The organism is Erythrobacter sp. S259 (assembly GCF_057364965.1).
The window spans coordinates 2,160,265-2,187,145 of the sequence record NZ_CP200286.1; the positions used below are offsets into that span (position 1 = coordinate 2,160,265).

Below are 26,881 nucleotides of genomic sequence, written 5' to 3' on the forward strand. Positions count from 1 at the left end.
TTTCATGAAAAAGGCCGTTTCAATCAGGAGAAACATGACATGGCACTGACCCTTCACGAAGCCTTCGTCCCAAACGCGGTGCAGATCCTTGGCGGCATGCGCGGGATCATCGACAAAGCGCAAAGTCATTGCAGCGACAACGGCATCGCTGACAGCGAGCTTTACGAAGCCACCTTGCACGAAACAATGTGGTCCCTGCCGTGGCATGTACGCGCATGCTGGGTGCATTCAGGCTTTGCGATCAATCTCTACAAAGACGGGTATTTCTCGCCTGACTTCACCGAGATACCCGCCGATTGGGACGCGATGCGCGCGATGGTCGATGATGCGGTTGCGCAGCTTAATGCGGTCACGCCGGAGTTTCTCGAAGACATTTCAGACAAAACCATCGGCTTTGAGCTGGGCGGTAAGAGGCTGCTGGAGATGACCGGTCAGAACTTCCTTCTGGGCTTTAATCAGCACCACTTCTTTTTCCACGCGACCACCTTTTACGACATTTTGCGCCACAAAGGCGTCGCCCTAGGTAAACGAGACTTCACAGGCATTCCCCGGATCATCGGTGCCTGAATGAGGAGTTTGACCTTGCCAAAGACGAAACGTGTTGTTGATGGGCTCGCCGTCCTTTCTCTGATGGCGTGTCCGGTTGCTGCATCGGCGCAATTGCCAGAGCCTGTGCGCGCGATGATTGATGCCGCTATTGCCACCGGTGACGAGGCGAAGGTGCGCACTGTCATTGATCTGGCGCGCACCACAAACCCCGATGATGGGGCAGAGCTCGACACAATTCTGGCAGGGTTCGAAACACAGCTTGCCGCAAACGCGAGCGAAGAGGCTGCTGCAAAAGAGGCTCAAATGCGGTCCGCTGGCCTGCTGGACAACTGGTCAGGCCAAGGCGAGCTTGGCGCATTTATGTCGTCAGGCAATGCCGACAACACGGGCCTTACCGCAAGCCTTGCGCTCACCAGAGATGGCATCAAGTGGCGTCACAAACTCGCCGCGCGCGCCGATTATCAGGAAAGCGAAGGCATCACCACCCGCGAGCAATTCCTCGCCGCTTACGAGGCCAATTACAAGTTCAACGACAGGTTGTACGCTTATGCCCTCGGCCAGTACGAGCGCGACCGTTTCCAAGGGTTCGGGGCAAGATACGCTGTCTCTGGCGGTCTTGGCTATGACGTACTGACCGAAGGCCCAACGCTGTCTGTCAAAGCTGGTCCTGCATGGCGGCGCACCGAGCTGATCGGCGGAGGCACCACCAGCGATTTTGCTGGCCTGGCAGCAGCAGACTTCGACTGGGCCCTGAGCGAAAACCTCACTTTCACTCAAGACGTCAGCGCCTTCGTTCAGAGCGGTTCCAGCACCTTTGTTTCAGACACTGGCCTGCAAGCGTCCATCTCTGATGCTGTCTCGATCAGGCTGTCCTACACCGTGGAACATGACACCGATCCCCCAGCCGGAGCGGTCAATACCGATACGCTGAGCCGGATCACAATCATCTACGGCTTTTAAGCAAATCTGAGAGAATAGGTGCACCGCACAATGCGCGGCTTTCACCCATTTTTTCATGAACTTGATTACAATCGACAAAGCCGATCTGGCTGATCGGATTATTGCATTATATTGCGATGCAACAAATCCCCATGTGCTGCGTTCCTTATTCAAACCTCTCATTGAAAAACCCAATTAAAAGGAACTACCATGGGCATTATCGGATCAACCATCCAACCTTTCAAAGCGACCGCTTTCCAAGCTGGCAAAGACTTTTTTGACGTGACCGAAGCGGACATTGCTGGCCAATGGGCCGTCTTCTTCTTCTACCCTGCTGACTTCACCTTCGTGTGCCCGACCGAGCTTGAGGATATGGGCGAGAAATACTCCATGCTCCAAGACATGGGCGTCGAAGTCTACGCGGTTTCAACCGACACTCACTTCAGCCACAAGGCATGGCACGATGCTTCCGAGAAAATCGGCAAGCTTCAATTCCCATTCCTTGGCGACCAACTCCATACGCTTTCCAAGCAGTTTGGCGTGCTTCGCGAAGAGATGGGCCTTGCTGACCGTGCGACCTTCGTTGTTGATCCTGACGGCGTGATCCAGATCATGGAAATTACCTGCGAAGGTGTGGGCCGCAACGCCAACGAACTGACCCGCAAGATCAAAGCGGCACAATATGTGCGCGCGAACCCCGGTCAGGTATGCCCGGCAGCTTGGGAAGAAGGCTCCGACACGCTTGCCCCCTCGCTCGATCTTGTAGGCAAGATCTAACTCCACCAATCGGCATTAAGGCGGCGCTCTCCCCTCTCCTTTCGCCGCTGTGATGCCAGTCTTCTGTCTGAGTTGATCTCAGGCCGATAAAGTCTGGAAGCGCCCTGCCCCTCTCTCCCTCTCCTTGGGTGAGGCGCTTCCAGCCCATCTTTTTCTCAAACACCTGCAACGGACATTCGCCGCTATGCTCGACACCAATATGCAAGCCCAGTTGAAGCAATATCTCGCCAATTTGCGCGAGCCGATTGAGCTTGTTGCCTCGCTTGATGGGAGCGAGAAATCGGCGCAAACCCGCGAATTGCTCACTGAGATTGCCGCCCTGCATGAGATGGTGAGCGCGAGCTTTGACGGCACGCATGAGCGCAAGCCTAGCTTCGTGATCCGCCGCGGCTCTGACGCGACTAAGTGGGTGCGCTTTGCTGGCCTTCCGATGGGACATGAGTTTACCTCACTCGTCCTCGCGCTGCTGTGGGCAGGCGGCCACCCACCCAAGATCGACGCCGACCTCATCGAGCAAGCCCGTGCGCTTGAAGGCGATTATGAGTTCGAGATGTACTTCTCGCTCTCGTGCCACAACTGCCCGGACGTGGTGCAGGCGCTTACGCTCATGGCGCTTGAGAATCCGCATGTCACCGCGACCCTCATCGAAGGCGGCACCTTCCAGGATGAGGTTGAGAACCGCGGCGTTCTCGCAGTGCCAGCCACCTTCCTCAACGGGGAAAGCTTTTACAACGGCAAGATGGAGCTGGCTGAAATACTCTCCAAACTGGACAGCGGCGCCGATGAGAAGGCCGCCGAGAAACTCTCTGCCAAGGACCCGTTCGAAGTCCTCGTCATCGGAGGCGGTCCTGCTGGCGTGGCTTCGGCCATCTACACCGCGCGCAAAGGTTTCCGCACAGGCATCGCAGCCGAGCGCTTTGGCGGGCAGTTGCAAGACACGCTCGGCATCGAGAACCTGCCCGGCACCAGCTACACCGAAGGCCCCAAGCTTGCAGACAACCTTAAAGCGCAGACCAATGAGAACGCCATCGACCTGATGGACCTGGCCCGCGCGACAGAGCTCAACCCCGCCACCGAGGCGGGCGGCATGCACGAGGTCACCTTCGCCAATGGCGCAGTCCTAAAATCGCGCTCTCTCATTCTTTCCACCGGTGCACGGTGGCGTAACCTCGGCGTTCCGGGCGAGGCTGAATACCGCAATAAGGGCGTTGCTTACTGTCCCCACTGCGATGGCCCGCTGTTCAAAGGCAAGCGCATCGCGGTCATAGGCGGCGGCAATTCGGGTGTTGAGGCGGCCATCGACCTTGCCAAGATCGTCGGCCATGTGACCCTCATCGAGTTTGACACCAAGCTTCGCGCCGACGAGGTGCTTCAGGCCAAATTGCGCTCGCTTTCCAATGTCGAAATCGTCACCAATGGCGAGACGACCGAGATCACCGGAGATGGATCGCGCTGCAATGGCCTCGTGCTAAAGGACCGCAAGACCGGCGAAGAGCGCACTATCGCGCTCGAGGGCGTCTTCGTTCAAATCGGCCTCGTGCCAAACACCGAATGGCTCCAAGGCACCGGCCTCCAACTCTCCCAACATGGCGAGATTATCGTCGACGCACACGGGGCGACCAACCTCCCCGGCATCTATGCTGGGGGCGATGCGACCACCGTGCCCGACAAGCAGATCGTCGTTGCCATGGGCGAAGGCGCAAAAGCTGGGCTAGGCGCATTTGACTATCTCATCCGCAACGAGCCTACTGAGGACATCGCCGAGGCGGCCTAAGTATCCTGTCCCTAACTCCCGCGCTTTTTTCCGAACCAGATCACATGGTGCGCGCCCTTGTTGTTCGGGCGAGAGCGCACACTGACTTCTTCAACATCAAGCCTCGCCTCTTGCATGCGGCGTCGAAAGCCGTGATCGGGCGCGGCTGACCACACCGAGACGATTCCGCCGGGGTTAAGCGCATCGCGCGCTTTCCCAAGGCCGGTGCGCGAATAGATGCGATTGTTATCGGCGCGCACCATGCCATCGGGGCCATTGTCGACATCGAGCAAGATCGCGTCGAACTTAGCGCAAGTGCCGTCATTGGCATCGTCGATAAGCGCCGCCACATCGCAGATCTTGAGGTCGAGGCGCGGGTCTTTCAGGCATTCTCCTGTCAAATCAGCCATGGGCCCTCTTGCCCATTCGACGATCTTGTCTGAGATTTCCGCAACCACAACCTCAGCATTGTCGGGCAAGCGCGCCAAAGCCGCGCGCAAAGTAAAGCCCATGCCATAGCCGCCGATCAGGATGCGCGGGTTTGGCTTGTCCAACCGGTCGAGCGTCAATTCCGCCAATTGCTCTTCAGAGAACCGCATGCGCGTGCTCATCAGCTCATTGTAACCAAGCACAATCATGAAATCGCGCCCGTGCTGAAAGAGCTCGAGCACTTCACCGTCGGGTATCTCGACGGTGTCTATGAGTTCACGTTTGAGCATTGCGTTGGCCTTCAAAAAGAAAGGGCCACCCTTATGGGGCGGCCCTTCTATTGTCATCCATTCTTGAAGCATTAGTCCTTCAGGAAATCGGGCATCGACGCTGGGCCGTCATTGCCGCCCTTATCGCCGCCGCCGCCGCCATCACGGCGACCACCACGGTCTCCGCCACGGCTGCGATTGCCACGTGGACCGCGCCGATCACCGCGATCACCGCGTGGCTTGTCACCGCGCGGCTCACGAGGTGGGCGTGTGTCTTCCAATTCTTCGCCGGTTTCCTGGTCAACAACCCGCATCGACAAACGCACCTTCCCGCGCTGGTCGATCTCGAGGACTTTGACCTTCACCTCTTGGCCTTCGGAGACGACGTCGGTTGGCTTTTCAACGCGCTCGTTCTTCATCTCGGAGACGTGGACGAGACCGTCCTTGCCGCCCATGAAGTTAACGAATGCGCCAAAATCGACGATGTTGACGACCTTGCCGTTGTAGATCTTGCCAACTTCGGCTTCTTCCACAATGCCTTCGATCCACTTTTTCGCCGCTTCAATTTCATCAGCGTTAGAAGACGAGATTTTGATCGTGCCTTCATCGTCAATGTCGACCTTCGCGCCGGTTTCAGCAACGATCTCGCGGATCACTTTGCCGCCTGTACCGATAACGTCGCGGATCTTCGATTTGTCGATCTGCATGGTCTCGATACGCGGTGCGTGCTTGCTGACCTCGTTGCGTGAACCGGTGAGCGCCTTCGCCATTTCGCCAAGAATGTGCGCGCGGCCAGCTTTCGCCTGCTCGAGCGCTTTTTCCATGATTTCCTGGGTGATGCCCGCAACCTTAATGTCCATCTGAAGGCTGGTGATGCCCTCCTCCGAACCGGCCACTTTGAAGTCCATATCGCCAAGGTGATCTTCATCGCCAAGAATGTCGGAGAGAACTGCAAAGTCCTCGCCTTCAAGGATAAGGCCCATGGCGATGCCCGATACCGGACGCGCGAGGGGAACACCTGCATCCATCATCGACAACGCGCCGCCGCATACGGTGGCCATCGAAGATGAACCGTTTGACTCGGTAATGTCTGACAGAACGCGGATGGTGTACGGGAAGTCCTCAACCGTAGGCAGAACCGGGCGAAGCGCACGGAAGGCAAGCTTACCGTGACCGGTTTCGCGGCGGCTGGTAAAGCCGAAACGGCCCACTTCGCCGACCGAATAGGGCGGGAAGTTATAGTGCAACATGAAGTTGGTGTAGGAGAGGCCTTCGAGCCCGTCGATCATCTGCTCGGAATCTTTCGTGCCAAGCGTGGTGGTGCAGATCGCCTGCGTTTCACCGCGCGTGAACAGAGCCGAACCGTGGGTGCGCGGAAGCAGACCAACCATGGCTTCGATCGGACGAACCTGATCAAGCTTACGGCCGTCGATCCGGGTGCCGTCTTTGATGATAGCCCCGCGAACGATTTCGCTTTCGAGCTTCTTGACCGCTTTATTGGCGACCATTTGCGTTTGCGGCTCTTCTTCGGCGAAGGCCTCTTTCGCTTTAGCGCGCACCTCGTTGAGAGCGTCCGAGCGGGCCGATTTGTCGGTCAGCTTGTATGCGGCTGCAATGTCATCACCAACGATGCCGCGCAGCTTTTCTTTGATCTCGGAGGTGTCGTCAGAAACGTCGACTTCCCACGGACTTTTGGCAGCTTGTTCAGCCAGTTCGATGATCGCGCCGATAACCTTGCGGCTCTCTTCGTGGGCGAACATCACAGCGCCGAGCATTTCTTCCTCGGTCAGCTCTTTAGCCTCTGATTCCACCATCATCACAGCGTCCTGTGTCGCTGCAACAACAAGGTCGAGCCGGCCATCTTCGCCAAGCGCTTCGTCAACTTTCGGGTTGAGGATGTATTCGCCGTCATTGCTAAAGCCAACGCGCGCTGCACCGATGGGGCCCATGAAAGGAACACCAGAAATAGTGAGAGCAGCCGAGGCAGCAATCATCGCAAGGATATCTGGCTCGGTCTCGCCATCATAGGACATGACCTGACAGATGACGTTGATTTCGTTGTAGAAACCTTCTGGGAAGAGCGGGCGGCAAGGACGGTCGATAAGACGCGATGTGAGCGTTTCTTTTTCCGTCGCACGGCCTTCGCGCTTGAAGAAACCGCCCGGGATACGGCCAGCGGCTGAGAATTTTTCTTGATAGTGTACGGTCAGTGGGAAGAAGTCTTGTCCCTCGCGCACTGATTTGGCGGCGGTCACGGCGCAAAGCACCACTGTCTCGCCATAGGTAGCCAATACAGCGCCGTCTGCCTGACGGGCAATACGGCCTGTTTCCAGAGTGAGGGTTTTTCCGCCCCACTCCAGCGATACGGTTTTCGTGTCGAACATGGATTTTCCTTTTGAACCCGCGACGCCTCATTGCGCGCGGGGCCTACAATTCCGGGGAAACCGTCCCGGTCCGGTCCGGGGCGTAGTGTGCTAAGCCCCAAGGCTGGATCACCGAATTGTGACCCGTGCCCCTTACTTTCCCCCAATTGTGAACCCCAGCGAAGGCTGGGGCCTCGTGCCGCAAGCAGTGTGCCTGCTGGAGGGAGGTCCCAGCATTCGCTGGGACTCACGTTTGTGAAAAAAGGGCGGCTCCAACCGGACCCGCCCTTTCAAAACTCTTATTTCCGCAGACCCAGTTTCTGGATCAGCGCGTTATAACGCTCCACATCTTTCTTCTTAAGATAGGCAAGAAGATTGCGGCGCTTGTTCACCATCATCAGGAGGCCACGACGTGAGTGGTTGTCCTTGTGGTTGGCTTTAAAGTGCTCGGTGAGGTTGCGGATACGCTCGGTCAGGATCGCGACTTGCACTTCTGGCGAACCGGTGTCGCCTTTGGCTTGCGCGTTGTCCTTGATGATTTCAGTCTTACGCTCGGGTGCTACCGACATATTTTCTCTTTCTACTCAGCGACATCGGGAAGGTTAAAACCCCTGACCACCTTGGTTTGACCATCCGTAACTTGCACCAGCGCCACCGGAACATTTTCCAGCATCGCACAATACAGCCCGGCGGGTTGGGGCAATCCAGACACGACCCGGCCCTGTTGGACCGCCTGCGCGTCTGTCTGGGAGAGGTGAAGGGCCGGGATGTCGTCCAGCCCTGCCTCTAACGGCAAGAGTAGGTCAGATAAGTGCGCGCCATTAGCGATTTCGTTCAATTTGTCCAGCGAAATCGCTTGTCCCTCGAGGAATGGCCCCGCCTTCGTTCGCCGGAGGAAGGTGACGTGGCCACAGGTTCCAAGTGCGCGCGCGATGTCCCGTGCAAGAGAGCGGATATATGTGCCCTTTGAAACGTGGGCGGTGAGGGTCACACAGTCCTCCCCAACATGGGGAGGGGGACCGCGCGTAGCGTGGTGGAGGGGCAGGTCGCGCTTAGCCGAAGGTTCCCCTCCACCCCGAGCGGCGCTCGCGGTCCCCCTCCCCGTTTCGGGGAGGATTGTGAGGGAGTGAATGGTCACCGCGCGCGTTTTCAATTCCACCTGCTCCCCAGCCCGCGCAAGGTCGTAAGCGCGTTTCCCATCAACCTTGAGAGCTGAGTACGCTGGCGGCACCTGCTGAATGGGTCCGGTAAACCGCGGCAACACCGCCTCGACCTCGGCCAAAGTGGGCCGCACATCAGAGCGCTCCACCACCTCGCCTTCGGTATCGAGCGTTGCTGTTTGCTCGCCGAACTTGACCGTAAACTCATAAATCTTGCTCGCATCGAGCATCCGCCCGGCAAGCTTCGTCGCCTCGCCCAAGGCAATTGGCAACACCCCTTCGGCCAGCGGATCAAGCGTCCCGCCATGCCCAACCTTGGTTTTGGCGTACCCTGCTTGGCGAAGGTTCCGTTTTACCGCTGCCACACCTTGCGTCGAGCCAAGCCCGCGCGGTTTATCGAGGATAATCCAGCCATTTGGTGCGGGAAGTTTATCGGGGCCTGCTTCAGCCATCCCATTCATTCTTCAAGAGCCCAAACACGGCCGTATCGCGGCGATAGCCAGTCCAAGTCACCATATTGCCGCGCAGAGTTCCTTCATGCTTCGCGCCCAGCTTGGCTATCGCAGCGATCGAGCGTTTGTTGCGCGTGTCCGCGCGCAGCTCAACCTTGTGGAACCCGCAGGCAAAGGCATGGTCGATGAGCAGCTTTTTCATCACCGTGTTGAATGGCCCTCCGCGCACCTTCGGCGTGATATATGTCCCGCCAATTTCAACGACACCAGATGGGGCCGGACGGATATAACTTGTCGTACCAACCAGCTTTTCACTGCGCATATCGACCACCGCAAAATTGACCCAGCCCGATGAGCGCCACAGATCGAGCGCTGCATCAAACCCGTCGCCGCCAAGGTTCACCGGGTAAACCTCCCAGATCTCCTGATCTTCCCGGCAAGCACGCCGCAGCGGCTCGATATGCTCATCGGCAAGCGGCACCAAACGCACGGGGGCCTGTTCAAGAATGCAAGAAAGCGCTTCCATGACCCGGCCCCTTAGGCCAACGCGACCGCGTTTGCGAGACCCTCATAATAGCTCATCACCTCGGCCACCAATGGCAAAACCGTCGCCTCCATCCAGCCGGTCCCGAAAATCCAGCTGAACGCAATGACGCCCACGATTAGCACCATGCCCAGCCGCTGAAGCTTCTCCCACTGAGTGCGCAAAGGTCGCGGCAGCAGCCCGCCAACTATGTGCGAACCATCAAAAGGCGGGATCGGGAGCAGATTGAACAGCCCCAGAAACACGTTGATCAAGATAAATAGATAGAGCCCCGTTGCGACCGGCAAAGTGGTTCCATCAGGCGCAATCAGCATGGGAAGAGCCGTTTCACCCTCTGCCCAGCTTGCACCCACGGTCCCCATAAGGCCCAGTAAAACCGCCCCTACAAAGGCGAGCACAAAATTGCTTGCAGGACCCGCCGCGGCCACCGCCATCATGCCAAAGCGCGGGTTTCTGAGCCGCCATTTGTTGACAGGAACCGGTTTCGCCCAGCCAAAAGCAGGCGCTCCCAAAAGCAGCAATCCGCCCGGGACAAGCAAAGTGCCAACGGGATCGACATGGCGCAGCGGATTGAGGCTGAGGCGTCCTTTCTCGCTTGCGGTCGGATCACCCAAGGCTTTCGCGGCAAGACCATGTGCCACCTCGTGAAACACGATGGCGATGATCAAACAGGGGATGAATATGGCGGCAAAGCTCAGTGTATCGGACATTGGCATCTATGTAGGGATGCCAAACGCTCCCCGCTAGCCAAGTGCGCCGGTATCCCCCCTCAGGGCGGCGCTAAAATGCTTGCGGCATAGCGCCACATAGCGGTCATTGCCGCCGATCTCAGTCTGCTCGCCTTCACGCACCGGATTGCCAGAGCCGTCAACGCGCAAATTCATCGAGGCTTTGCGCCCGCACCAGCACACCGCTTTCATCTCAACCAGCGCGTCCGCAATTCCGAGCAAGACCGCAGAACCGGGAAAAAGCTCGCCTTGGAAGTCTGTGCGAAGCCCGTAACACAGCACCGGAATGCCATGCTCATCTGCCAGAGCGGCGAGTTGCCAAACCTGGCCCTGCGTCAAGAACTGCGCTTCATCTACCATCACACAGTCAAGCGGCGTTTTGGCGTGCTTTTCAAGGATGCGCGCCTTAAGGTCAGTGTCAGGCTCGTATAGATGCGCATCGGCCTCAAGCCCGATCCGGCTTTTCACAAGGCCCCGTGAGCGCGTGTCGAGCTTTGCCGTCCACACCATGGTCGCTTGGCCGCGCTCGCGGTAATTGAAGTCGGCTTGCAGGAGCGAGGAGCTTTTGCCCGCATTCATGCTGGCATAATAGAAATAGAGCTTGGCCATGGGTGCACACTAACCGGTTCGCGCTGAGCGTGTCGAAGGGCTTTGGTCCCATGTCTGTGCAAAGGCCTGTTGATGAGTGCTCATTCATTGATGTGACAGGCAGGATCGGCAATGCTAGCCAGAAGCCAAATTCAGATTGAAACGGGGATCACACATGGCATCGACTGCCGAGGGGAATACGCATCAGAGCATGACCGGCTTTTTGGGCTGGGTTGAGCGTTCAGGCAACAAATTGCCTGATCCGGTGTTTTTGTTCTTCTATTTGATCCTTGCGCTGGTCGCGATTTCGGTCCTCTTGGCAGCTATCGGTGTGTCGGCCCTCCACCCCACAAGCGTGGATGAGGCGGGCAATCCTGAGGTCATCAACGCGGTGAGCTTGCTCGCGCCTGACAACATCCAGAAACTCTGGGTCGAAATGCCCAAGACCTTCACCCACTTCCACCCGCTCGGATATGTCCTTGTTGTGATGCTGGGCGCAGGGGTCGCCGAGCGTTCGGGTTTCTTCGCCGCTGGCATGTCGAGCGCGGTGAAGAGCGCTCCTGTGAGCCTGCTCACGCCGGTTGTGGCGCTGGTCGCGATGATTGGAAACCACGCAGCGGACGCTGGCTATGTGGTACTGATACCGCTTGCAGGTATCCTGTTCGCAGCCGCTGGACGGCACCCCTTGGCCGGGATTGCCGCGGCGTTTGCAGGGGTTTCAGGGGGCTTCTCCGCCAATATTTCTCCGGGGCAACTCGATGCGCTGCTGTTTGGCATCACGGAGGAGGCTGTCGGCGCAAGCGCGCTTGATCCTGCTTGGAGCGCAAACCTAGCGGGCAATTGGTATTTTATTGCCGCGATGACGTTCCTTTATCTGCCGATCATCTGGTACGTCACCGACAAGGTGATCGAACCCAAGCTTGGCCCATGGACGGGCGGTGCTAAACCTGTTGCGGGCAGTGATGATGCGGTCGCTGAGGCGTCTCCTGAAAACGCAGGCAAGGGTCTGCGCAATGCAGGGCTCGCTGCGCTGGGCGTTGTGGTGCTTTGGACGGTTATGGTGTTCGCACCGGGCACGCCTCTCATCAACGAAGCGGCATGTTTGACAGAAGAGGGCGCGCGCATTCCCGATTGCTCGATCCACGGCGAACTGCGGCCCTTTTACCAGTCTCTGGTTGCAGCCTTCTTCGTGCTCTTCCTCGCTTGCGGTTGGGCTTATGGTAAGGCGGTTGGCACGATCAAAGACCACCGCGACCTCGTCAATATGATGGCCGAAGCGATGAAGGACATGGGCTATTACCTTGTCCTCGCTTTTGCCGCCGCGCACTTTGTCGCGATGTTCTCATGGTCCAACCTTGGCCTTATCTCAGCGGTTCATGGAGCCGCCGCGATCCAATCGACCGGCCTACCGCTGCCGATTGTGCTTGGCCTGATGGTGATTTTTGCAGGGATGCTGAACCTGTTTGTGGGCTCAGCCTCCGCCAAATGGGCCCTCCTCGCCCCGATCCTTGTCCCGATGCTTATGCTTCTGGGGATCAGCCCTGAGGGCGCAACCGCCGCTTACCGTGTGGGTGACAGCGCGACCAATATCATCACGCCGCTGATGGTTTACTTCCCGTTGATCTTGATCTTTGCGCAGCGCTGGGTGCCGAGCTTCGGCCTTGGCAGTCTGACGGCGACCATGCTGCCCTATTCGATCTGGCTGCTGATCTCTGGTACACTGCTGATCGTGATTTGGTTCTATCTCGGCATTCCGCTCGGACCTGATGCGCCAGTGGCCTATTCGCTTCCCGGCACCTCATGAATAGTGCGAGGGGCTGCAACCTATCTGGGCGGGCGATGATAAGAGACAAGGAGAGCTTACAATGATCCCCTTTCTGCGACGTCTAATGTTGCTTCCGCTGTTCGCTGCCTTTCTGGCAGCCAATTTGGATGCGCCCGTCAATTACCGCATAGATCAGAGCAATTCGCTCCTCAGCGCCAAGGTTCCCTTCCTCGGCCTCTCCAGCAAAACCGCAACCTTTCCCAAAGTGCGCGGCACAGCGACCATTGTGGGTAATGACCCGGCCAAGACTGAGATTGATGTCACTTGGGATGCGACAGCCATCACCGCGCCTGACACGGTGACTTTAAACCGGCTGAAGGGCGAGAAATTCTTCTGGGTCGACGAATATCCGACCATCCGTTTCAAAGGCCGCGCGCTCAAAATGACGAGCGCGAAAGAAGGTTCGATGACCGGCCGGCTCACCGCGCGCGGCGTGACCCGCGACCAGACGTTGAAAGTCAAATTTGACCGCAATCCTTTGACCGCAGGCGCCAACGACCCGATCAATTTCACCGCAACAGCTAAGATTGACAGGCGCAATTACGGTATGAAAAGTTTTCAACTTATCGTCGGCAATAAGGTCGATATCAGCTTGCGCGCGCGGATCGTACCGCAATAAGGCCTATTCTTTATCGGCCTAATCGTTGGTCAAATCGCCAGCTAAGTCGTCGTCTAAATCTCTGGCCACCTTGGGATCGCGCAGCAGTTCCTCAATCCGGTCCGCTTCGGCAAAGCTCTCATCCTTGCGAAACTTGAGCTTAGGGGCGAATTTGAGCCCTAATCGCTTGGCAACCTCGCGCTGGAGGAATGCGGTGTTTTGGCGCAGGGCCCTGACCACGTCATTCTCCGCACTGCCCAAAAGCGGCTTCACATAGGCCGTCGCGTTTCTGAGGTCAGGCGTCATGCGCACCTCGGTCACCGCGATGTTGGACGCGCTCACCACATCATCGTGCACCACTTGCCGGGCAAGCAGCTCGGACAGGATATGACGCACTCGCTCCCCCACTTTAAGGACGCGGACCGAGTGTTGCTCACTGGTGTGATCTTGTCGTTTGGCCATGCGCACCCTTTAGCGGCAAGCTCGCCATGTTTCGAGCAATTCTTGGCAGAGGTGTAACTAAACGATTCAAACCGCCGAACCACTGCATATCGAGAGGCTGAATAAGAAAGGCTCATACCAAATTGAACCTCAGCCTAATGAACAGAATTTATTAAATACAGTAAAGATAGGAAATCCCCATGAAAAACCTTACTATTATGCTTGTAACCGCCGCTCTTATCGCCCCAATTGCTACCTCCGCTTCAGCCGCGCAAAAAGTTGGCACTCCAGGCTCGCAGGCGCGTCATGAAATGAACCTTGCATCTAGCAACGAAACGGTTGGCGATACGATCATCGTGGAGCGCAGCAGGGAAGCGTCTCAACAGACCCGTGAGAAACGCAACCGCTCAGCGCTCGCTGGCAAGGTCAACGTGGCCGTACGCACAAGCCGCTAAACCGGCACGCAAATAAGAGCATTATTCCCCTAATGACTCTTGGATGGGCGGGTGGCGAATGTCGTCATCCGCCCATTTTTGCAAGGATGTTCTTGAGAGAGTTCATATTGCGTGCGGTTCCTTTGACCTTGATGCGTCGCTCCAGAAATTTGCTTGATAGGTCCGACACGCCAACGCCGTGGACATAGTCGAGGAATAGCACCCGGTCCCCAATCGCCAGCCGCTCGCTGCCTTTAGAGCGGTGTTCTTCGATCAGCGCATCGACGGCAGACTGCTCGGGCTGCTGGCTAAGGAAGATGGAATGCACCATCTTGTCGGTGCCATGCTCGGGCCCAGTTCCGTGAAAGGGGTTTTCCTCAATAGCCGCGCGCACTTCATCGCGGGTGCGGACCATGACGCAGGAATTGAAACCAAAGCGGGTTTTGATGAGGTCTTCCAGAGCAATTTCGAGCATGGCGGGGTCTTGGTCGTTATCCAGCACCACATTCCCGCTGGCCGCGATTGTTGTGACCTCCCCGTATCCTGCATCGGCAAAGGCCGCCTTCACATCGACCATCTTCACGCGGTTGCCGCCGATATTGATCGAACCGAGCAGGGCGAGGTAACGGCTCACACGTCGAGCCCGGTGTTGGTTGAACTAGGCCGCGAGGTCGGCAGCGCCGTCGAGGTTGCGCGCGCCATCAGCTTGCCATCTTCGGAGAACAGCTCGCCTTCGAGGATCACAACCTTGCGACCACCCTTCACCACCCGGCCTTTGCCTATCAGAGGCCCTTCCGGGATCAGCCGGATAAGGCTCATCGAAATTTCGAGGTTAAGCGGTGCCATTGCGCCATTGGTGGAGGCGACATAGGCATAGCCCATCACATCATCGAGATAGCCTGCGACAAGCCCGCCCTGCACCCCGCCGCGATGGGTGACCATCTCTGGCCGCACGGTGAAGTGCATGGTGGCGGTTTGGGTTTCCGCGTCGAAATCGACGAATTTAGAGCCAAGGAGGGCGGTGTGCGGAGAGGTATCCGCGTCCTTGGGGTGGATGTATTTTTGCGTCATTTCGCTCAGCCAAAAGTCCACCAGACAGGCGTGCCTACCAACACAAAAGCAACCGCTCCAATCGAGAAGCAACCATCAAGGATCCCGTCCCGTGTCTTCTTCCACCAAGGCTTGTTAGCTTCCTCGCGTGCCCGGATTTGCTCATCGCTCATATAGCGGCTGTCGTCGTCAGTCATTTCACTCCCCATAATCCCCTCCCGCTTGCGGGAGGGGCAGTGAGACTTGGCTCGCGTAAGCGGGCTTAGTCGCAGCGGGGTGGGCCTTCTCAGGCCCACGCCCACCCCCGACCCCTCCCGCTTGCGGGAGGGGAGTTAGATCACCCAACCTCCAACGTGCGCTCGCGAAGCTCGACTTCGAAGACTTCGAGCTGGTCGCCCGGCTTGATGTCGTTCGTGTCTTCCAGAACTACGCCGCATTCGAGACCAGAGCGGACTTCGTCCACGTCGTCCTTAAAGCGCCGCAGTGATGCGATGGTGGTCGCCGAGACGATAACATCTTCGCGGGTAAGTCGCGCAAACAGACCTTTGCGGATAACGCCCTCTTCGACGAGGAGACCTGCGGCCTTATCTTTCTTGCCTGAGCGGAAGACCTCTTTGACCTCGGCCCGGCCAACAACGGTTTCGATCCGCTCTGGACCAAGCTCGCCGGCCATTTCCTTCGCGACTTCTTCGGTGAGGTGATAGATCACATCGTAATACATCATGCGCACGCCGTCGCGTTTGATAAGCTCGCGCGCTTTTGCGTTTGGACGAACGCCAAAGCCGACAATTGGCGCGTTGGACGCCGCTGCCAGTGTCACATCGCTTTCCGTAATCGCACCGACACCTGCGTGCAGGACGCGCGCTTTGATATCATCGGTGGAGATCGAGTGGAGCGAATTGACGATCGCCTCAACCGAGCCTTGCACGTCGGCTTTGACCAGAACAGGCCATTCGATGACGTTGCTCGCCAGATTGTTGAACATCGTGTCGAACGAGGTTGGCGCAAGCGCCGTGCGCTTCTCGGTCGCTTTTTCCTGACGGTAGGAGGCGACTTCGCGGGCGCGCTGTTCATTCTCCACCACGGTCAGGCGGTCGCCTGCCGATGGCACGCCGCCAAGGCCAAGGACCTCGACCGGCATGGAAGGCCCAGCCTCTTTGATCTGCTTGCCCTGGTCATTGACCACAGCGCGCACACGGCCGCTTTCAGTCCCAACAACGAAGGTGTCACCGCGCTTCAAAGTGCCGCGCGTCACAAGCACAGTCGCCACAGGACCGCGGCCCTTATCAAGCTGCGCTTCGATCACGGTTGCGTCTGCATCGCGGTCTGGGCGTGCCTTAAGTTCAAGCAGTTCGGCCTGAACATTGATCGCCTCAAGCAGGTCATCCAGACCGGTTTTCTTGATCGCAGAGATTTCAACATCCTGCACATCACCCGACATTTTCTCGACGATCACTTCGTGTTCGAGCAGGCGGTTACGCACATTGTCCGGGTTCGCCTCTGGCTTATCCATTTTGTTGATCGCAACGATCATCGGGACGCCTGCGGCCTTGGTGTGCTTAATCGCCTCAATCGTTTGAGGCATGATGCCATCATCGGCAGCCACCACCAGCACGACAATATCGGTCACATTCGCACCGCGCTGGCGCATCTCAGTAAAAGCTGCGTGGCCCGGCGTATCAAGGAAAGTGATCTTTTGCTTGTCTTTGGTCGTGATCTGGTACGAACCGATATGCTGGGTAATGCCGCCCGCTTCGCCTTTGGTGACATTGGCACCGCGAAGAGCGTCAAGCAGCGAGGTTTTCCCGTGGTCGACGTGGCCCATAATGGTCACAACCGGCGGACGCGGTTTCTGCGTCTCTTCAGGATCAACATCCTCTTCAATCTGAATGTCAACATCGGCCTCTGAGACCTTCTCGATATTGTGGCCGAATTGTTCGACGAGCAGTTCCGCTGTGTCCTGATCAATTGTCTGGTTGACCGTCACCATCATATCGAGATTGAACAACTCTTTGACGAGGTCTGCGCCCTTTTCGCCCATGCGCTTGGCGAGTTCGCCAACGGTGATGGCTTCGGGCACGATAACATCGCGCACTTGTTTTTCGCGCGGCTTGGAGGAGCCTCCGCCGCCTTGCATCCGGCGCTCTTTCTCACGCGCGCGTTTGAGCGCGGCGAGGCTGCGCGCGCGGCGGCCTTCGTCCTCGTTCAGAGCCTTGGTAACGGTCAGCTTGCCAGAGCGGCGCTTGTCCTTGCCGCCGCCTGTCTCCTTAACCGCGCCCTTGTCGTCTTTCTTCTTCGCTGCCTTTTTCTCAGGCCGCTTGGGTTCGGGACGCGAAACGGGTGTGAATTTACGCGCCGCAGGTGTCGGCGTGCCGGACCTTGCTTCTGGTGCAGGGGCCTCTGCCGGCGCTTCGGCTGCTTGAGCCTCGGCCTGTGCCTCAGCTTCGGCTTCCTGCTTAGCGCGCTCTTCGGCCTCTGCCTTGGCTTTGCGATTGTCCTCTTCGCGCTTCTTAGCCTCCTCAGCGTTTTGCTTTGCACGTTCATCGTCGCGTTTGCGGTTTTCTTGCGTCATCCGCAGACGTTCTTCCTCAGCCTCACGCTGAAGACGGGCGACGCGTTCTTGCGGCGTTTCGTCCGAGGCGGCTGGCTTTTTAGGCGCAGGCGCCTTGGCCACGGGAGCAGGTGTGGGCGCAGGGACCGGTGCGGGCGCTGGCTCTGGCACAGGGGCAGGCGTTTCGCCGGGCTTCAGGAGCTTGCGGCGGCGCTTCACCTCTACCGCCACCTTATTGGTGCGGCCGTGGCTGAAGGTCTGCTTGACCTCGCCAGCGTCCACCGCCTTTTTCAGGCCGAGTGGTTTGCGGGCTGGTTTTTTCTCTTCGTCGCTCATCTAGCTCAATTGTCCTTCAAAAATCTCTTTTTTGCGGCCTTTGTGGGCGCGCGTATATCGTGTCGTTTCGGCCATAGACCTTCACGTCGGGGGATCATTCCCCAAAAACCGTGAGAGGCGGGTGACGTCGCGGGCCACTCTGGCGTCAGCCGATTTGGCGGCGGTCTTAGGACCACCATTTCGCCCCGAAACCCCCAAATGCACGACATTCTCGCGGCCCAATGCCACAGAGAGGGCGTCGCGGTCCAGTGGCAAGACTGTTCCGCGCTCCCCAGACCCCTCCTGGTCAGTGCCCACGCGCCACGCCTGATCAAGCTTCTTGCGCCCATCCTCGCTGCTGTCGCTTGCATGCAAAAGCAGCGCGATGCGGCCAGAACGGGCGTGTTCGGCAAGCTTGGCAGAGCCCATCACGATGTTGCCGCCGCGACGTTCAAGGCCAAGCCGATCAAGCAAAGTGCGAGTGAGCGCATCGGTGATCTGTTGCGCAAGTTGATCGCTGTAGGAAAGCCTGCTTCCTTCTGGCCCGCCCTTAAATGCGCGAAGAAGCGCCTTCTTGAAGTGGCCATCAGCCATAGCATTTTCAAGGCGCTCACGGTCGGGCGCAATCCACGCGCCGCGGCCAGGAGCCTTCCCTTGCGGATCAGGCAGCACCTCGCCGGCAGGCGAAATGGCGAGCCGGATCAGCTCGTCACGCGGGAAGCTTTCTCCGCAAAGAACACATTTGCGCTCAGGGCCAGATGACGCACAGGACCGATCACTCCCGGAATCGCTTCCGGGAGCTGGTTTTTCAGTGGTGTCGGAGCTTACGCACTCATTGTGGGGAGTCCGCATCGGCGGCCTCCTGACTTGCTGGTTCCGCGTCTGCAGACGCAGACTGACCGTCCTCGTCTTCGAACCAGTGTGCACGTGCGGCCATGATGATTTCGTTGCCCTGCTCTTCTGAAAGGCCAAACTCACCCAAAACGCCGCCCTTGTCCTGCTCGCGCTGTGGGGGCTTGCGCATGGGCGGACCATCGGGGTTATTGTTGCGGCGACGCGGCGCTTCGCGTTTCTTGGCGATCAATTCATCGGTCGCAAGGTCGGCCACATCGTCGAGCGTTTTGAGACCCGCTTTGCCAAGGACGACCAGCATCGCCTCAGACAGGTGCGGGAGTTCCGCAATCGCATCTTCAACGCCCATTTCGCGGCGAGTGGTACGGAAGGCTTCTTCGGCACGCTCAATCGCCTCTAGCGCGCGGCTTTGCAGCTCTTCGGCGAGTTCTTCATCGAACCCTTCGATAGAGGCAAGCTCGGCCAGCTCAACATAAGCAACCTCATCAAGTTCAGCGAAGCCTTCGGCCACGAGAAGCTGTGAGAGCGTCTCATCGACGTCGAGCTCTTCTTCGAACATTTTCGAACGCTCAGCAAATTCCTTGGAGCGCTTCTCGGAAGCCTCTTCCTCGGTCATGATGTCGATTTGCTGAGCGGTCAGCTGGCTGGCGAGACGCACGTTTTGACCGCGGCGGCCAATCGCCAAGGACAGCTGATCGTCAGGCACAACCACTTCAATGCGGCCATCGTCTTCGTCGAGAACCACGCGGGCAACCGTCGCCGGTTGCAGCGCGTTTACGATGAATGTCGCAGCATCGTCTGACCATGGAATAATGTCGATCTTCTCACCTTGGAGCTCTTGCACCACGGCTTGAACACGGCTTCCCTTCATACCCACACAGGCACCAACAGGATCAATGCTGCTGTCGTGGCTGATCACGCCGATCTTGGCGCGCGAACCCGGATCGCGGGCGGCGGCTTTGATCTCGATAATGCCATCGTAAATCTCAGGCACTTCCTGGGCGAACAGCTTGCGCATGAAATCAGGTGCAGCGCGGCTGAGGAAAATTTGCGGACCGCGATTGTTGCGCTCAACCTTAGTGATGAGCGCGCGGACACGCTCACCCACCCGGGCGGCCTCGCGCGGGATCTGCTGATCGCGGCGGATGACGCCTTCTGCGCGGCCAAGGTTCACGATCACATGGCCAAACTCAACCGACTTAATGACGCCGGTGATGACTTCGCCGGCGCGGTCTTTGAACTCTTCAAACTGACGCTCACGCTCTGCATCGCGGACCTTTTGGAAGATCACCTGCTTTGCAGACTGCGCATCAATGCGGCCAAGATCTACCGGAGGCAGCGGATCGACAATAAAGTCGCCAACGCTTGCGCCCTCTTGCAGTTTCTGACCCTGTTTCAGGTCCACCTGCTTGAAGTAGTCCTCGACCTCTTCGACCACCTCAACCACGCGCCACAGCGTCAGATCGCCTGTGACAGGGTCAAGCTTTGCGCGGATGTCGTTTTCTGCACCATAGCGGTTACGCGCGCTCTTCTGGATCGCTTCTTCCATCGCTTCGATCACGATGGATTTGTCGATCATCTTTTCCGATGCAACGGCGTTCGCAATTGCGAGCAATTCTGCTTTATTGGCGGAAATGGCACTGGCCATCAGTCGTCTGCCTTCTCTTTGGTTTCTTCTTCGATTTCGTCAGCGCCGCTTGTATCAAGCGGCTTTGTCGCAGCGATCAGCGCGTCTGTAAGGACAAGCTTTGCACTGTGAATTTGGTCACGGGGAAGCGAAACTTTGCCCGTTTTGGAGTCGGTAAGCGTCACTATATCAGCATCAATGCCGTTTAGCTCACCTTTAAATACGCGCTTGTCCGTTTCATCGCCTGACCAACCTTTGGTCATAACAATGCGCGCCTCGTGCCCTGCCCAATTGGCAAAGTCTTTGGTCCGCGTCAGAGGGCGGTCGATACCCGGCGATGACACCTCAAGGTGATACGCGCCTTCGACCAAAAGTTCGCCCGCTTCCTCGCGCGCATCCATCATATCGGACACGCGGCGCGAAAGGGCAGCGCATTGCTCGATCACCAGCTGACCCGTCGCAGGGTCTTCGGCCATGATCTGCAAAGCCTCACCGCCATCACCCGCCTCAGAAGGCATCATCGCCACGCGCACTAGCTCAAATCCCAAAGCTTGCGCTTCGGGTTCAATCAATGCGGAAAGACGGGCGGCATCAGTCATTTGGTCGGCGCAATACTCTTTAAGTGTGGCTTCAGCTGTATACGTGTCTGACAATGCCGTCTCGTGCCGGCCCCTCGCGGCGCCAGCCCTTGTTGTGTTCGACAATGTCGGGATGAGAAGCCAAGTAGGCGCAATGCTATAGATTGGCAAGCCCTATAACGACGCTTCCCCAACCATTAACGCCGGTTTCAGCTCACCCCTGCGACCCAGTCCCTCACCTCTGCTCGAAGCTCGCGCAGCTCATCGCTGCGATAGGTCTCAGCGAATTTGCGCATATCGAGCACATCCTTGTCTGCAAGAGGAGGGTCGAACGCAAGACCACTGATCCCCCCATGAGGCCCCTGAGCGCAGCGCACCACATCGCAAAACAGCTCAAGCCCGCCAATTTGCAGGAATGCGGTTTCATGGGTGTACAAAGGCTTCTCCAACCCCAATTGAGCGCCTGTGCATGATAGGTCGAGCAAAATGCAGCGGTGTGTTATATAAAGCGAGACCAGCTTTGCTGGGATCGACAGGCGCAGACGGGCGGCGCTTCGGCGCCCGGTGGTCGTGTTGGTTTCTGACGGTGTTTGCTGGGGAACCTGCTGGAGCCGCACTTTCAATGTGCGCTTTTTGAGAGCCTTTGCGCGGTCATTGCCGACTGCATTTTGTAAAGAAGCTCTCGAGACGCCCATGATCAATGAGCAATAAAATAATAGGGTCAACCCAGAAGAAAAGCTGACCTAAGGACAATCGCGTATGCGTGTACCGCCTCACCTTTATCAGACCGGCACTGCTGCGGGGTTTTTCGCTTGGTGCTACCTGACCATTCCGGTCCAAGTCTGCGCGGTGGTGCGCAATTCACGCAGTTCTTTGAGAGCGAAATCCTTTTGAAATAACCGAACCTGAGCCACGAAAGTATCAGTCACCGGAATTTCAAATATGGCGGCATTCTCCCCGATGTTTTGGCGCTTGATGATGACAAAATGATCGACAGGGCCGCAGCGCAAATAACCGGCGCTTTCCACCCGAAGCGGCTCGCGGATCGCAAACAGCACGCCTGTTTTTGACAGATTAGTCACAATCACTCGCACATTGCCGAGTGTCGAAATCAAAGTGCCCGGTAAACTTAGAGGCAGACGCGGCGCGGCACGCTTTGCTGTAAGTGCTTGCGCGGCCGGGTTATCATTCTTTTTTGTGCGGCAAGCCATGCCACCAGCTCCATAACCTGCTTATCGCTATCAGCGCGGATCATCACCCCAGCCGCCATCGGCCGAGGCGTATGGGTCGCGAGAGCGCGCGCCTAAACCGCGGCCGTTGTCGGTGCCGCCATCTGCAGAACCATAGCCCCAACCATCTTGCGCAAGTTCATGCTCGCGCGCTGCCTGCCGCGCTTCTTCTATAGCCCTTTCGCCGAGCACCGTCGCGCGTTCGCTGACACCCTCGGCGACTTTAGGCGCCACATAAGACGCACCGGCTGTGAGGATTAAAGTGATGCCAAGGCCCACAATCACTACCGCCAGAATTATGAATCGCACCATTCCGGTAAAGCTGTCGACCAGATCGACAAGAACACGCATATCGGCCTCCCTCCAACACGCCAAGGTCGCGCAATCGCAACCGGGCGCACGGGAAGTTTTAACCGCTAGTAGTAAACGACCTGTGAAAGAAACGCGCATGCGTGGCTGGAATTAGGCTTTCAAACCAACAGGCTACTCCTGCCCCTCCATAAGGCCATGCTTCTTAATCGCGTGGCGGAGCTGATCATAGCTTAGCCCGAGCGCTTTGGCAGTCTGGCGCTGGTTCCAGCGATGCTTGCCAAGCGCGTGCTCAACAATTGCCCGCTCGTGCGCGTCAACGGCTGCACGAAGGTCATCGACCTTTTCCAATTGATCACCTGGCGCGCCTTTGGTGGCTGCTACCGTGCCGGCATCGGTCGCAATGGCAGCAGCAGCGCTGCTATCAGACCTGCGGTGCGAGGGCGCCGCCGGTTTCCAGGGACTTTCAAACGGGTCGAACTGCACATAGGCAATTGGCGCCTCGTAATCGTCCCAGCGATAAACCGCGCGCTCCACCACATTCCTAAGCTCGCGCACATTGCCCGGCCAATCGTGGTTCTCAAACTGTTCCATCACATGAGGCGCGAAGCCGGGCCAGCCAAACCATTCAAGTTCGGTTGCCATGCGGCGCGCGAAATATTCGGCCAAAACCGCAATATCCCCCTCGCGCACTCGTAAAGGCGGCAATGTTATCACTTCAAAGCTAAGACGGTCGAGAAGATCAGCGCGAAATTCGCCAGACGCTGCAAGGGCGGGAAGGTCATCATTGGTTGCTGCCACAATGCGCACATCGACCCGCACCGGTCGCGAGGACCCGATGCGGGTGACTTCGCCGTATTCGACCGCTCTCAAGAGCCGTTCCTGCGCGCCCATCGACAGCGTACCGAGTTCATCGAGGAATAGCGTGCCCTTATCAGCTTCCTCGAACCGCCCAGCACGCGCCTTGGTTGCCCCGGTAAAGGCGCCTGCCTCATGCCCGAATAACTCTGCTTCAATTAGTGTTTCAGGCAGCGCTGCGCAGTTCATCGTTACCAGCGGCTCATCCCAGCGGTTGGACAGGCGGTGAAGACGTTCAGCGATCAGCTCTTTGCCGGTGCCGCGCTCGCCGATGACCAGAACCGGACGGCTCATGGGAGCAGCTCTCGACGCGCGTTCAACCGCGTCGAGGAATGCGCCAGACTGGCCAATAAATTGGTTTTCGCGCTCCACCCGCTTCCCTCATAAACTCGTCACTCGGTGTTTATGGCCAACATATAGGAATTTTTCCCAATGCTTGGCAATGGTCGCTAGGGGTAAAACTGAGGATTCAGAGAAATAGCACCATTATTCAATGTCTTATTCTCTTTGGCACACCTTCTGCAAAGTATCGAGCAACACTGAAACATCAAACGGGGATACCAAAATGTACACCAAAGCTTTCTTCCAAACCAAACTGGGCCAAGCTTCTTTGGCGAGCGTTGTTGCGATGACTGCGATGGTCGCTTTGACCACTCAAATGAACCTTGTCGCACAAGATGCGCACTTCGCGCAGCCTGCTGGAACCACAGCTGTTCTGGCCGAGATGGCGTAAGGCCGATTTTTGTGACCAAACGAGATGACCTTCCCAATGGGCCCCAAGGTCCCACCGGGCCGGAGCGTACAGCCGATAAGGCAGGCACGCCCCTAAAGCCTGCTAAAAGTCCCGTCGATGACGATATCCTTGATGCGGTATTCGACGACGTGCTGTCCCCGTTGCACTCAGAGACTTCAAGCAGCGCTTCGGCCCACCCCTCTGCGGAGAAAAAGAAGGTTTCTCGCCTGGATGCGGAAATCGAGGCCTTGCGCCGAAGCCCCACCCCGACGCAAAGTCTCCCCGCAACGCATTACGAGAACGACTCGCCGAATGGACCGGGCTCGAACGCGAAGAACAAAACAAACCCATTTCTTGATGGAGCAGCCTTTATGGGCATTTTCAGCCGCACGCGTGATATTATCGCTGCAAACTTTACCGATATGCTGGACAAAGCGGACGACCCGCAGAAAATGATCCGCATGATTATCCTCGAGATGGAGGAGACACTTGTCGAGGTGCGCGCGTCTGCTGCACGCACGATTGCTGACCAAAAAGAGATGCACCGCCATGTGGTAAAACTCGACCGGCTTCAGGCCGATTGGGCGGACAAAGCGCAGCTTGCATTGTCAAAGGACCGCGAGGACCTTGCGCGCGCTGCGTTGGTGGAAAAGAAGAAAGCGGTTAGCATGGCGGATCAGCTTAAAGAAGAGATCGCTGTGCTCGACGATGCTTTGCGGGCTTACGAAGTGGATATCCAAAAGCTGCAATCGCGTCTTCGCGAAGCGCGCAGCCGCCAGACACAGATCGCAGCGCGCCTTGAGAGCGCTGAGAACCGCGTGAAACTACGCTCGCTGATGAGCACAGAGCGCACCGATGATGCGCTGAGCAAGTTCGATCAGATGGAACGCCGTGTCGATTACGCCGAAGGCCGCGCTGATGCGATTGCGATTGGCAATGAGGGACCACCTTCGCTGTCAGACGAAATCGCCGCGCTCGAGGGCCAAGACGCGATTGATGATGAACTTGAAGAAATGAAGAAACTGCTCGGGAAACCTGACGCAGACAAAGGAGCCTAAGCCGTGCCAACCGAAGTTGTTTTTCTAATGATCGTGCTATTCATCGGCCTTCCGTGGCTGATCCTGCACTACACCACGAGATGGAAGACTGCTGCGACCATCACGTCGGATGACGAAGTGCTCTTGGAGGAGCTCTACAACCTCGCCAAACGCCTGGATGAGCGCATGGACACCGTCGAACGCCTTGTTGCTACCGACGATCCCAGCTTCAATCCGGTCAAGCGCCTTCAGGCCGACCAGGAAACAGACAATCAGCAACTGCGCGAGCTTGAACAGCTTATCGCAGAGAAAAAAGGAGCCCAGTCATGAACAGCCGCACCTCGCTTTACCGCGACAAGCACAACGCCAAGATCACAGGCGTGTGCGCCGGGATTGCAGATTACACGGGCGTCAATGTGTTCTGGATACGCCTTGCTGCTTTTCTCTCGATATTCATGACGCAAGGGCTGACCCTTTTTGGATACTTCATCGCCTCATTCGTGCTCCAGAAAAAGCCGCCGCATCTCTACAGCGACGACAAGCAGGAAGAGCGGTACTGGCAGCGCGTCCGCCAAAGCCCGACGCGCACTGCCCGCGAAATCCGCGCTCGATTCCGCGATATCGACCGGCGGCTGGCGGATGTCGAAAGCTATTACGTCAGCAACAACCCGCGCCTGACACAGGAAATCGAGCAACTGCGCTAAGCCATCTTTTCACACGAAGGGGGAATACTCATGTGGGACTGGGCCTATCTCGTTCCGATTGCCGGAATTTCGATCCCGATCTTCGCGATCTGGTTCAAACACCAACAAAAAATGGCTGAGCTGCAAATGGATGCAACGGCCGATGCGACCGCCGAAAAGGCGGCGCAATACGCAGCCCAAGTCTCCAAGCTCGAAGACCGCGTCCAAGTGCTCGAACGCATCGTGACTGATCGCGGTTATGATGTGGCAACCCAGATCGAGGCCCTTCGCGACACCCGCGAGGTTGAAGACAATGGCGCCGGTGTTCCGCTCGATATTTCCTCGAAGGAGAAAGCGTGATGGATTGGGGCAGCCCTGAATTTGTGCTCGGCATCATTGCGCTTTCCACCGCCGGCTGGATCATCAACAATTGGATCCGCGCCAAGCACGGCTATTCCCTCGAAAATGAGTGGGGCGGCATGACCGAGCCCAGCGACACGGCGGAAACCAAGCGCCTGAAGGCTGAAAACGCCGAGCTCAATGGCAAGCTTGATTCTATGCAGGATCGCATGATCGTGCTCGAAAAGATCGTGACCGATAAAGGCTACGGCCTTGCTGATGAGATCGAAGCCCTCAGAGACAAACCCATGCAAGGCGTACCTGCCAAGAATGATGCCGGTGTCCCACTCAACATTAAGTCAAAGGAACCCCGCTCATGAGCGTCGATGCTGCTGCAATCATTGTCCCCAATTTGCCTTGGATCATTGGCGGCGCGCTTGCGCTGGGTGCAATGAGCGTCGCTGGCTGGATCCATACCACCCGCCTTCGCATTAAACATGGCTATCCGCTCGAAGGGGCTTGGGGTCAGGCCATCAAGCCGACCACCGACCACGAAGCCAAGCAGCGCGTGACCTTGCTTACCCAAGAGAATGCGGAACTTCGCGCAGAGCTTGGCTCGGTCAAAGACCGGCTCGCCAATGTGGAACGGATCGTGACAGACGGGAGCTATCAACTCTCATCCGAGATCGACAATCTGCGCTCGCTTGAGCACCAGAAAGACGCCAAAAAGACGGTGGGCAACGCATAATGGACAGCGACCTCCTCATCATATTTCCAGCCATCGTCTTGATGCTGATGATTATCGGCATTTCGGTGAGCGCTATTGTGGACACCGTACTCAAGCATAAGCGAGAAATGCTCGAAATGGAGC

General features: G+C 57.5%; 33 protein-coding genes. 14 read left to right on the plus strand and 19 right to left on the minus strand.

The genetic code is table 11. The features are described 5' to 3' along the window. Window positions 1–39: 39 nt before the first annotated feature. From AC0V60_RS10235 to ahpF, 4 genes are all read left to right on the plus strand, one after another. Window positions 40–567: a DUF1993 family protein gene (locus tag AC0V60_RS10235; RefSeq protein ID WP_486178363.1), complete on the plus strand. Its 528-nt coding sequence runs from the start codon at window positions 40–42 to the stop codon at window positions 565–567. A 15-nt stretch (window positions 568–582) separates the two neighbouring features. Further along, entirely contained in the window at window positions 583–1,509 is a 927-nt protein-coding gene (locus AC0V60_RS10240) for a DUF481 domain-containing protein (RefSeq protein ID WP_486178364.1), read from the plus strand. Window positions 1,510–1,698: 189 nt separating this feature from the next. Further along, on the plus strand, window positions 1,699–2,265 hold the full coding sequence (ahpC, locus tag AC0V60_RS10245) for an alkyl hydroperoxide reductase subunit C (RefSeq protein ID WP_486178365.1): 567 nt from the start codon (window positions 1,699–1,701) through the stop codon (window positions 2,263–2,265). A 184-nt stretch (window positions 2,266–2,449) separates the two neighbouring features. After that, window positions 2,450–4,039 carry an alkyl hydroperoxide reductase subunit F gene (gene ahpF / locus AC0V60_RS10250; protein ID WP_486178366.1) on the plus strand — a complete coding sequence of 530 codons (1,590 nt, stop codon included), beginning with the start codon at window positions 2,450–2,452 and terminating at the stop codon, window positions 4,037–4,039. 11 nt (window positions 4,040–4,050) lie between these two features. Here ahpF and AC0V60_RS10255 read toward each other — a convergent pair whose 3' ends face one another. From AC0V60_RS10255 to AC0V60_RS10285, 7 genes are all read right to left on the minus strand, one after another. Beyond that, window positions 4,051–4,737, minus strand: a complete 687-nt coding sequence (locus AC0V60_RS10255) for a spermidine synthase (RefSeq protein WP_486178367.1) — start codon at window positions 4,735–4,737, stop codon at window positions 4,051–4,053. 71 nt (window positions 4,738–4,808) lie between these two features. Further along, window positions 4,809–7,100: a polyribonucleotide nucleotidyltransferase gene (gene pnp / locus AC0V60_RS10260; protein WP_486178368.1), complete on the minus strand. Its 2,292-nt coding sequence runs from the start codon at window positions 7,098–7,100 to the stop codon at window positions 4,809–4,811. A 278-nt stretch (window positions 7,101–7,378) separates the two neighbouring features. Then, window positions 7,379–7,648, minus strand: a complete 270-nt coding sequence (gene rpsO / locus AC0V60_RS10265; RefSeq protein WP_298308532.1) for a 30S ribosomal protein S15 — start codon at window positions 7,646–7,648, stop codon at window positions 7,379–7,381. Window positions 7,649–7,659: 11 nt separating this feature from the next. Then, window positions 7,660–8,691, minus strand: a complete 1,032-nt coding sequence (truB, locus tag AC0V60_RS10270; protein ID WP_486178369.1) for a tRNA pseudouridine(55) synthase TruB — start codon at window positions 8,689–8,691, stop codon at window positions 7,660–7,662. Then, window positions 8,684–9,217, minus strand: coding sequence for a GNAT family N-acetyltransferase (locus AC0V60_RS10275; RefSeq protein ID WP_486178370.1), 534 nt, complete (start codon window positions 9,215–9,217; stop codon window positions 8,684–8,686). Before AC0V60_RS10275 ends, truB begins: the two co-directional genes overlap by 8 nt. An 11-nt stretch (window positions 9,218–9,228) precedes the next feature. Then, entirely contained in the window at window positions 9,229–9,945 is a 717-nt protein-coding gene (locus AC0V60_RS10280; protein WP_486178371.1) for a site-2 protease family protein, read from the minus strand. A 33-nt stretch (window positions 9,946–9,978) separates the two neighbouring features. Then, entirely contained in the window at window positions 9,979–10,572 is a 594-nt protein-coding gene (locus AC0V60_RS10285; protein WP_486178372.1) for a thymidine kinase, read from the minus strand. A 154-nt stretch (window positions 10,573–10,726) separates the two neighbouring features. Here AC0V60_RS10285 and AC0V60_RS10290 point away from each other — a divergent pair, with 154 nt between their 5' ends. Together AC0V60_RS10290 and AC0V60_RS10295 are read left to right on the plus strand one after the other, a co-directional pair. Next, window positions 10,727–12,355: an AbgT family transporter gene (locus AC0V60_RS10290; RefSeq protein WP_486178373.1), complete on the plus strand. Its 1,629-nt coding sequence runs from the start codon at window positions 10,727–10,729 to the stop codon at window positions 12,353–12,355. Window positions 12,356–12,416: 61 nt separating this feature from the next. Beyond that, window positions 12,417–12,995, plus strand: a complete 579-nt coding sequence (locus tag AC0V60_RS10295) for a YceI family protein (RefSeq protein ID WP_486178374.1) — start codon at window positions 12,417–12,419, stop codon at window positions 12,993–12,995. Window positions 12,996–13,013: 18 nt separating this feature from the next. Here AC0V60_RS10295 and rbfA read toward each other — a convergent pair whose 3' ends face one another. After that, the gene (gene rbfA, locus AC0V60_RS10300; RefSeq protein WP_486178375.1) at window positions 13,014–13,436 is read right to left on the minus strand and encodes a 30S ribosome-binding factor RbfA; all 423 of its coding nucleotides are present in this window, start codon (window positions 13,434–13,436) and stop codon (window positions 13,014–13,016) included. A gap of 179 nt (window positions 13,437–13,615) precedes the next feature. Between rbfA and AC0V60_RS10305 the strand changes: the two genes are divergently transcribed. Next, window positions 13,616–13,870: a hypothetical protein gene (locus AC0V60_RS10305; RefSeq protein WP_486178376.1), complete on the plus strand. Its 255-nt coding sequence runs from the start codon at window positions 13,616–13,618 to the stop codon at window positions 13,868–13,870. A gap of 64 nt (window positions 13,871–13,934) precedes the next feature. Here AC0V60_RS10305 and AC0V60_RS10310 read toward each other — a convergent pair whose 3' ends face one another. The 11 genes from AC0V60_RS10310 to pspF all read right to left on the minus strand — a co-directional run bounded on the left by AC0V60_RS10310 (window position 13,935) and on the right by pspF (window position 23,590). Continuing rightward, window positions 13,935–14,483 carry a DUF1697 domain-containing protein gene (locus AC0V60_RS10310; RefSeq protein ID WP_486178377.1) on the minus strand — a complete coding sequence of 183 codons (549 nt, stop codon included), beginning with the start codon at window positions 14,481–14,483 and terminating at the stop codon, window positions 13,935–13,937. Beyond that, the gene (locus AC0V60_RS10315) at window positions 14,480–14,920 is read right to left on the minus strand and encodes a PaaI family thioesterase (protein WP_486178378.1); all 441 of its coding nucleotides are present in this window, start codon (window positions 14,918–14,920) and stop codon (window positions 14,480–14,482) included. Before AC0V60_RS10315 ends, AC0V60_RS10310 begins: the two co-directional genes overlap by 4 nt. 5 nt (window positions 14,921–14,925) lie before the next feature. After that, entirely contained in the window at window positions 14,926–15,096 is a 171-nt protein-coding gene (locus AC0V60_RS10320) for a hypothetical protein (protein WP_486178379.1), read from the minus strand. A 140-nt stretch (window positions 15,097–15,236) separates the two neighbouring features. Then, on the minus strand, window positions 15,237–17,786 hold the full coding sequence (gene infB / locus AC0V60_RS10325; protein WP_486178380.1) for a translation initiation factor IF-2: 2,550 nt from the start codon (window positions 17,784–17,786) through the stop codon (window positions 15,237–15,239). 81 nt (window positions 17,787–17,867) lie between these two features. Then, the gene (locus AC0V60_RS10330) at window positions 17,868–18,617 is read right to left on the minus strand and encodes a DUF448 domain-containing protein (RefSeq protein ID WP_486178381.1); all 750 of its coding nucleotides are present in this window, start codon (window positions 18,615–18,617) and stop codon (window positions 17,868–17,870) included. After that, the gene (gene nusA / locus AC0V60_RS10335; RefSeq protein WP_486178382.1) at window positions 18,598–20,265 is read right to left on the minus strand and encodes a transcription termination factor NusA; all 1,668 of its coding nucleotides are present in this window, start codon (window positions 20,263–20,265) and stop codon (window positions 18,598–18,600) included. The genes AC0V60_RS10330 and nusA overlap by 20 nt, the downstream gene beginning before the upstream one ends. Next, on the minus strand, window positions 20,265–20,843 hold the full coding sequence (rimP, locus tag AC0V60_RS10340; protein WP_486178383.1) for a ribosome maturation protein RimP: 579 nt from the start codon (window positions 20,841–20,843) through the stop codon (window positions 20,265–20,267). The genes nusA and rimP overlap by 1 nt, the downstream gene beginning before the upstream one ends. 188 nt (window positions 20,844–21,031) lie before the next feature. After that, complete coding sequence (locus AC0V60_RS10345; RefSeq protein WP_486178384.1) at window positions 21,032–21,517, minus strand: PilZ domain-containing protein; 486 nt, start codon at window positions 21,515–21,517, stop codon at window positions 21,032–21,034. Window positions 21,518–21,640: 123 nt separating this feature from the next. After that, window positions 21,641–22,033: a hypothetical protein gene (locus tag AC0V60_RS10350; protein WP_486178385.1), complete on the minus strand. Its 393-nt coding sequence runs from the start codon at window positions 22,031–22,033 to the stop codon at window positions 21,641–21,643. Window positions 22,034–22,063: 30 nt separating this feature from the next. Further along, the gene (locus AC0V60_RS10355; protein ID WP_486178386.1) at window positions 22,064–22,402 is read right to left on the minus strand and encodes a hypothetical protein; all 339 of its coding nucleotides are present in this window, start codon (window positions 22,400–22,402) and stop codon (window positions 22,064–22,066) included. 132 nt (window positions 22,403–22,534) lie between these two features. After that, window positions 22,535–23,590, minus strand: a complete 1,056-nt coding sequence (pspF, locus tag AC0V60_RS10360) for a phage shock protein operon transcriptional activator (protein WP_486178387.1) — start codon at window positions 23,588–23,590, stop codon at window positions 22,535–22,537. A 193-nt stretch (window positions 23,591–23,783) separates the two neighbouring features. Here pspF and AC0V60_RS10365 point away from each other — a divergent pair, with 193 nt between their 5' ends. Genes AC0V60_RS10365 through AC0V60_RS10395 form a run of 7 tightly spaced genes read left to right on the plus strand, consistent with a single transcriptional unit; the run spans window position 23,784 to window position 26,758 of the window. After that, window positions 23,784–23,951 (plus strand): hypothetical protein, encoded by a 168-nt coding sequence (locus AC0V60_RS10365; RefSeq protein ID WP_486178388.1) that lies wholly within the window; start codon window positions 23,784–23,786, stop codon window positions 23,949–23,951. Between the two features lie 11 nt (window positions 23,952–23,962). Then, the gene (gene pspA / locus AC0V60_RS10370; RefSeq protein ID WP_486178389.1) at window positions 23,963–25,009 is read left to right on the plus strand and encodes a phage shock protein PspA; all 1,047 of its coding nucleotides are present in this window, start codon (window positions 23,963–23,965) and stop codon (window positions 25,007–25,009) included. 27 nt (window positions 25,010–25,036) lie between these two features. Continuing rightward, window positions 25,037–25,318 (plus strand): envelope stress response membrane protein PspB, encoded by a 282-nt coding sequence (pspB, locus tag AC0V60_RS10375; protein WP_486179483.1) that lies wholly within the window; start codon window positions 25,037–25,039, stop codon window positions 25,316–25,318. Continuing rightward, complete coding sequence (pspC, locus tag AC0V60_RS10380; RefSeq protein WP_486178390.1) at window positions 25,315–25,692, plus strand: envelope stress response membrane protein PspC; 378 nt, start codon at window positions 25,315–25,317, stop codon at window positions 25,690–25,692. Before pspB ends, pspC begins: the two co-directional genes overlap by 4 nt. A gap of 30 nt (window positions 25,693–25,722) precedes the next feature. Continuing rightward, a complete protein-coding gene (locus AC0V60_RS10385; RefSeq protein WP_486178391.1) occupies window positions 25,723–26,031 on the plus strand; it encodes a hypothetical protein in 309 nt (102 codons plus the stop codon). Beyond that, entirely contained in the window at window positions 26,031–26,390 is a 360-nt protein-coding gene (locus AC0V60_RS10390) for a hypothetical protein (protein ID WP_486178392.1), read from the plus strand. The genes AC0V60_RS10385 and AC0V60_RS10390 overlap by 1 nt, the downstream gene beginning before the upstream one ends. After that, window positions 26,387–26,758: a hypothetical protein gene (locus AC0V60_RS10395; RefSeq protein ID WP_486178393.1), complete on the plus strand. Its 372-nt coding sequence runs from the start codon at window positions 26,387–26,389 to the stop codon at window positions 26,756–26,758. Before AC0V60_RS10390 ends, AC0V60_RS10395 begins: the two co-directional genes overlap by 4 nt. The last annotated feature ends 123 nt before the right edge of the window (window positions 26,759–26,881 follow it).

Bases quoted from the DNA above. Each gene is read 5' to 3' on its own strand.
- AC0V60_RS10235 (WP_486178363.1), top strand. From the start codon at position 40: ATGGCACTGACCCTTCACGAAGCCTTCGTCCCAAACGCGGTGCAGATC.
- ahpC (WP_486178365.1), top strand. From the start codon at position 1,699: ATGGGCATTATCGGATCAACCATCCAACCTTTCAAAGCGACCGCTTTC.
- ahpF (WP_486178366.1), top strand. From the start codon at position 2,450: ATGCTCGACACCAATATGCAAGCCCAGTTGAAGCAATATCTCGCCAAT.
- AC0V60_RS10255 (WP_486178367.1), bottom strand. From the start codon at position 4,737: ATGCTCAAACGTGAACTCATAGACACCGTCGAGATACCCGACGGTGAA.
- pnp (WP_486178368.1), bottom strand. From the start codon at position 7,100: ATGTTCGACACGAAAACCGTATCGCTGGAGTGGGGCGGAAAAACCCTC.
- rpsO (WP_298308532.1), bottom strand. From the start codon at position 7,648: ATGTCGGTAGCACCCGAGCGTAAGACTGAAATCATCAAGGACAACGCG.
- truB (WP_486178369.1), bottom strand. From the start codon at position 8,691: ATGGCTGAAGCAGGCCCCGATAAACTTCCCGCACCAAATGGCTGGATT.
- AC0V60_RS10275 (WP_486178370.1), bottom strand. From the start codon at position 9,217: ATGGAAGCGCTTTCTTGCATTCTTGAACAGGCCCCCGTGCGTTTGGTG.
- AC0V60_RS10280 (WP_486178371.1), bottom strand. From the start codon at position 9,945: ATGTCCGATACACTGAGCTTTGCCGCCATATTCATCCCCTGTTTGATC.
- AC0V60_RS10285 (WP_486178372.1), bottom strand. From the start codon at position 10,572: ATGGCCAAGCTCTATTTCTATTATGCCAGCATGAATGCGGGCAAAAGC.
- AC0V60_RS10290 (WP_486178373.1), top strand. From the start codon at position 10,727: ATGGCATCGACTGCCGAGGGGAATACGCATCAGAGCATGACCGGCTTT.
- AC0V60_RS10295 (WP_486178374.1), top strand. From the start codon at position 12,417: ATGATCCCCTTTCTGCGACGTCTAATGTTGCTTCCGCTGTTCGCTGCC.
- rbfA (WP_486178375.1), bottom strand. From the start codon at position 13,436: ATGGCCAAACGACAAGATCACACCAGTGAGCAACACTCGGTCCGCGTC.
- AC0V60_RS10305 (WP_486178376.1), top strand. From the start codon at position 13,616: ATGAAAAACCTTACTATTATGCTTGTAACCGCCGCTCTTATCGCCCCA.
- AC0V60_RS10315 (WP_486178378.1), bottom strand. From the start codon at position 14,920: ATGACGCAAAAATACATCCACCCCAAGGACGCGGATACCTCTCCGCAC.
- AC0V60_RS10320 (WP_486178379.1), bottom strand. From the start codon at position 15,096: ATGACTGACGACGACAGCCGCTATATGAGCGATGAGCAAATCCGGGCA.
- infB (WP_486178380.1), bottom strand. From the start codon at position 17,786: ATGAGCGACGAAGAGAAAAAACCAGCCCGCAAACCACTCGGCCTGAAA.
- AC0V60_RS10330 (WP_486178381.1), bottom strand. From the start codon at position 18,617: ATGCGGACTCCCCACAATGAGTGCGTAAGCTCCGACACCACTGAAAAA.
- nusA (WP_486178382.1), bottom strand. From the start codon at position 20,265: ATGGCCAGTGCCATTTCCGCCAATAAAGCAGAATTGCTCGCAATTGCG.
- rimP (WP_486178383.1), bottom strand. From the start codon at position 20,843: ATGACTGATGCCGCCCGTCTTTCCGCATTGATTGAACCCGAAGCGCAA.
- AC0V60_RS10345 (WP_486178384.1), bottom strand. From the start codon at position 21,517: ATGGGCGTCTCGAGAGCTTCTTTACAAAATGCAGTCGGCAATGACCGC.
- AC0V60_RS10350 (WP_486178385.1), bottom strand. From the start codon at position 22,033: ATGGCTTGCCGCACAAAAAAGAATGATAACCCGGCCGCGCAAGCACTT.
- AC0V60_RS10355 (WP_486178386.1), bottom strand. From the start codon at position 22,402: ATGCGTGTTCTTGTCGATCTGGTCGACAGCTTTACCGGAATGGTGCGA.
- AC0V60_RS10365 (WP_486178388.1), top strand. From the start codon at position 23,784: ATGTACACCAAAGCTTTCTTCCAAACCAAACTGGGCCAAGCTTCTTTG.
- pspB (WP_486179483.1), top strand. From the start codon at position 25,037: ATGATCGTGCTATTCATCGGCCTTCCGTGGCTGATCCTGCACTACACC.
- pspC (WP_486178390.1), top strand. From the start codon at position 25,315: ATGAACAGCCGCACCTCGCTTTACCGCGACAAGCACAACGCCAAGATC.
- AC0V60_RS10385 (WP_486178391.1), top strand. From the start codon at position 25,723: ATGTGGGACTGGGCCTATCTCGTTCCGATTGCCGGAATTTCGATCCCG.
- AC0V60_RS10390 (WP_486178392.1), top strand. From the start codon at position 26,031: ATGGATTGGGGCAGCCCTGAATTTGTGCTCGGCATCATTGCGCTTTCC.
- AC0V60_RS10395 (WP_486178393.1), top strand. From the start codon at position 26,387: ATGAGCGTCGATGCTGCTGCAATCATTGTCCCCAATTTGCCTTGGATC.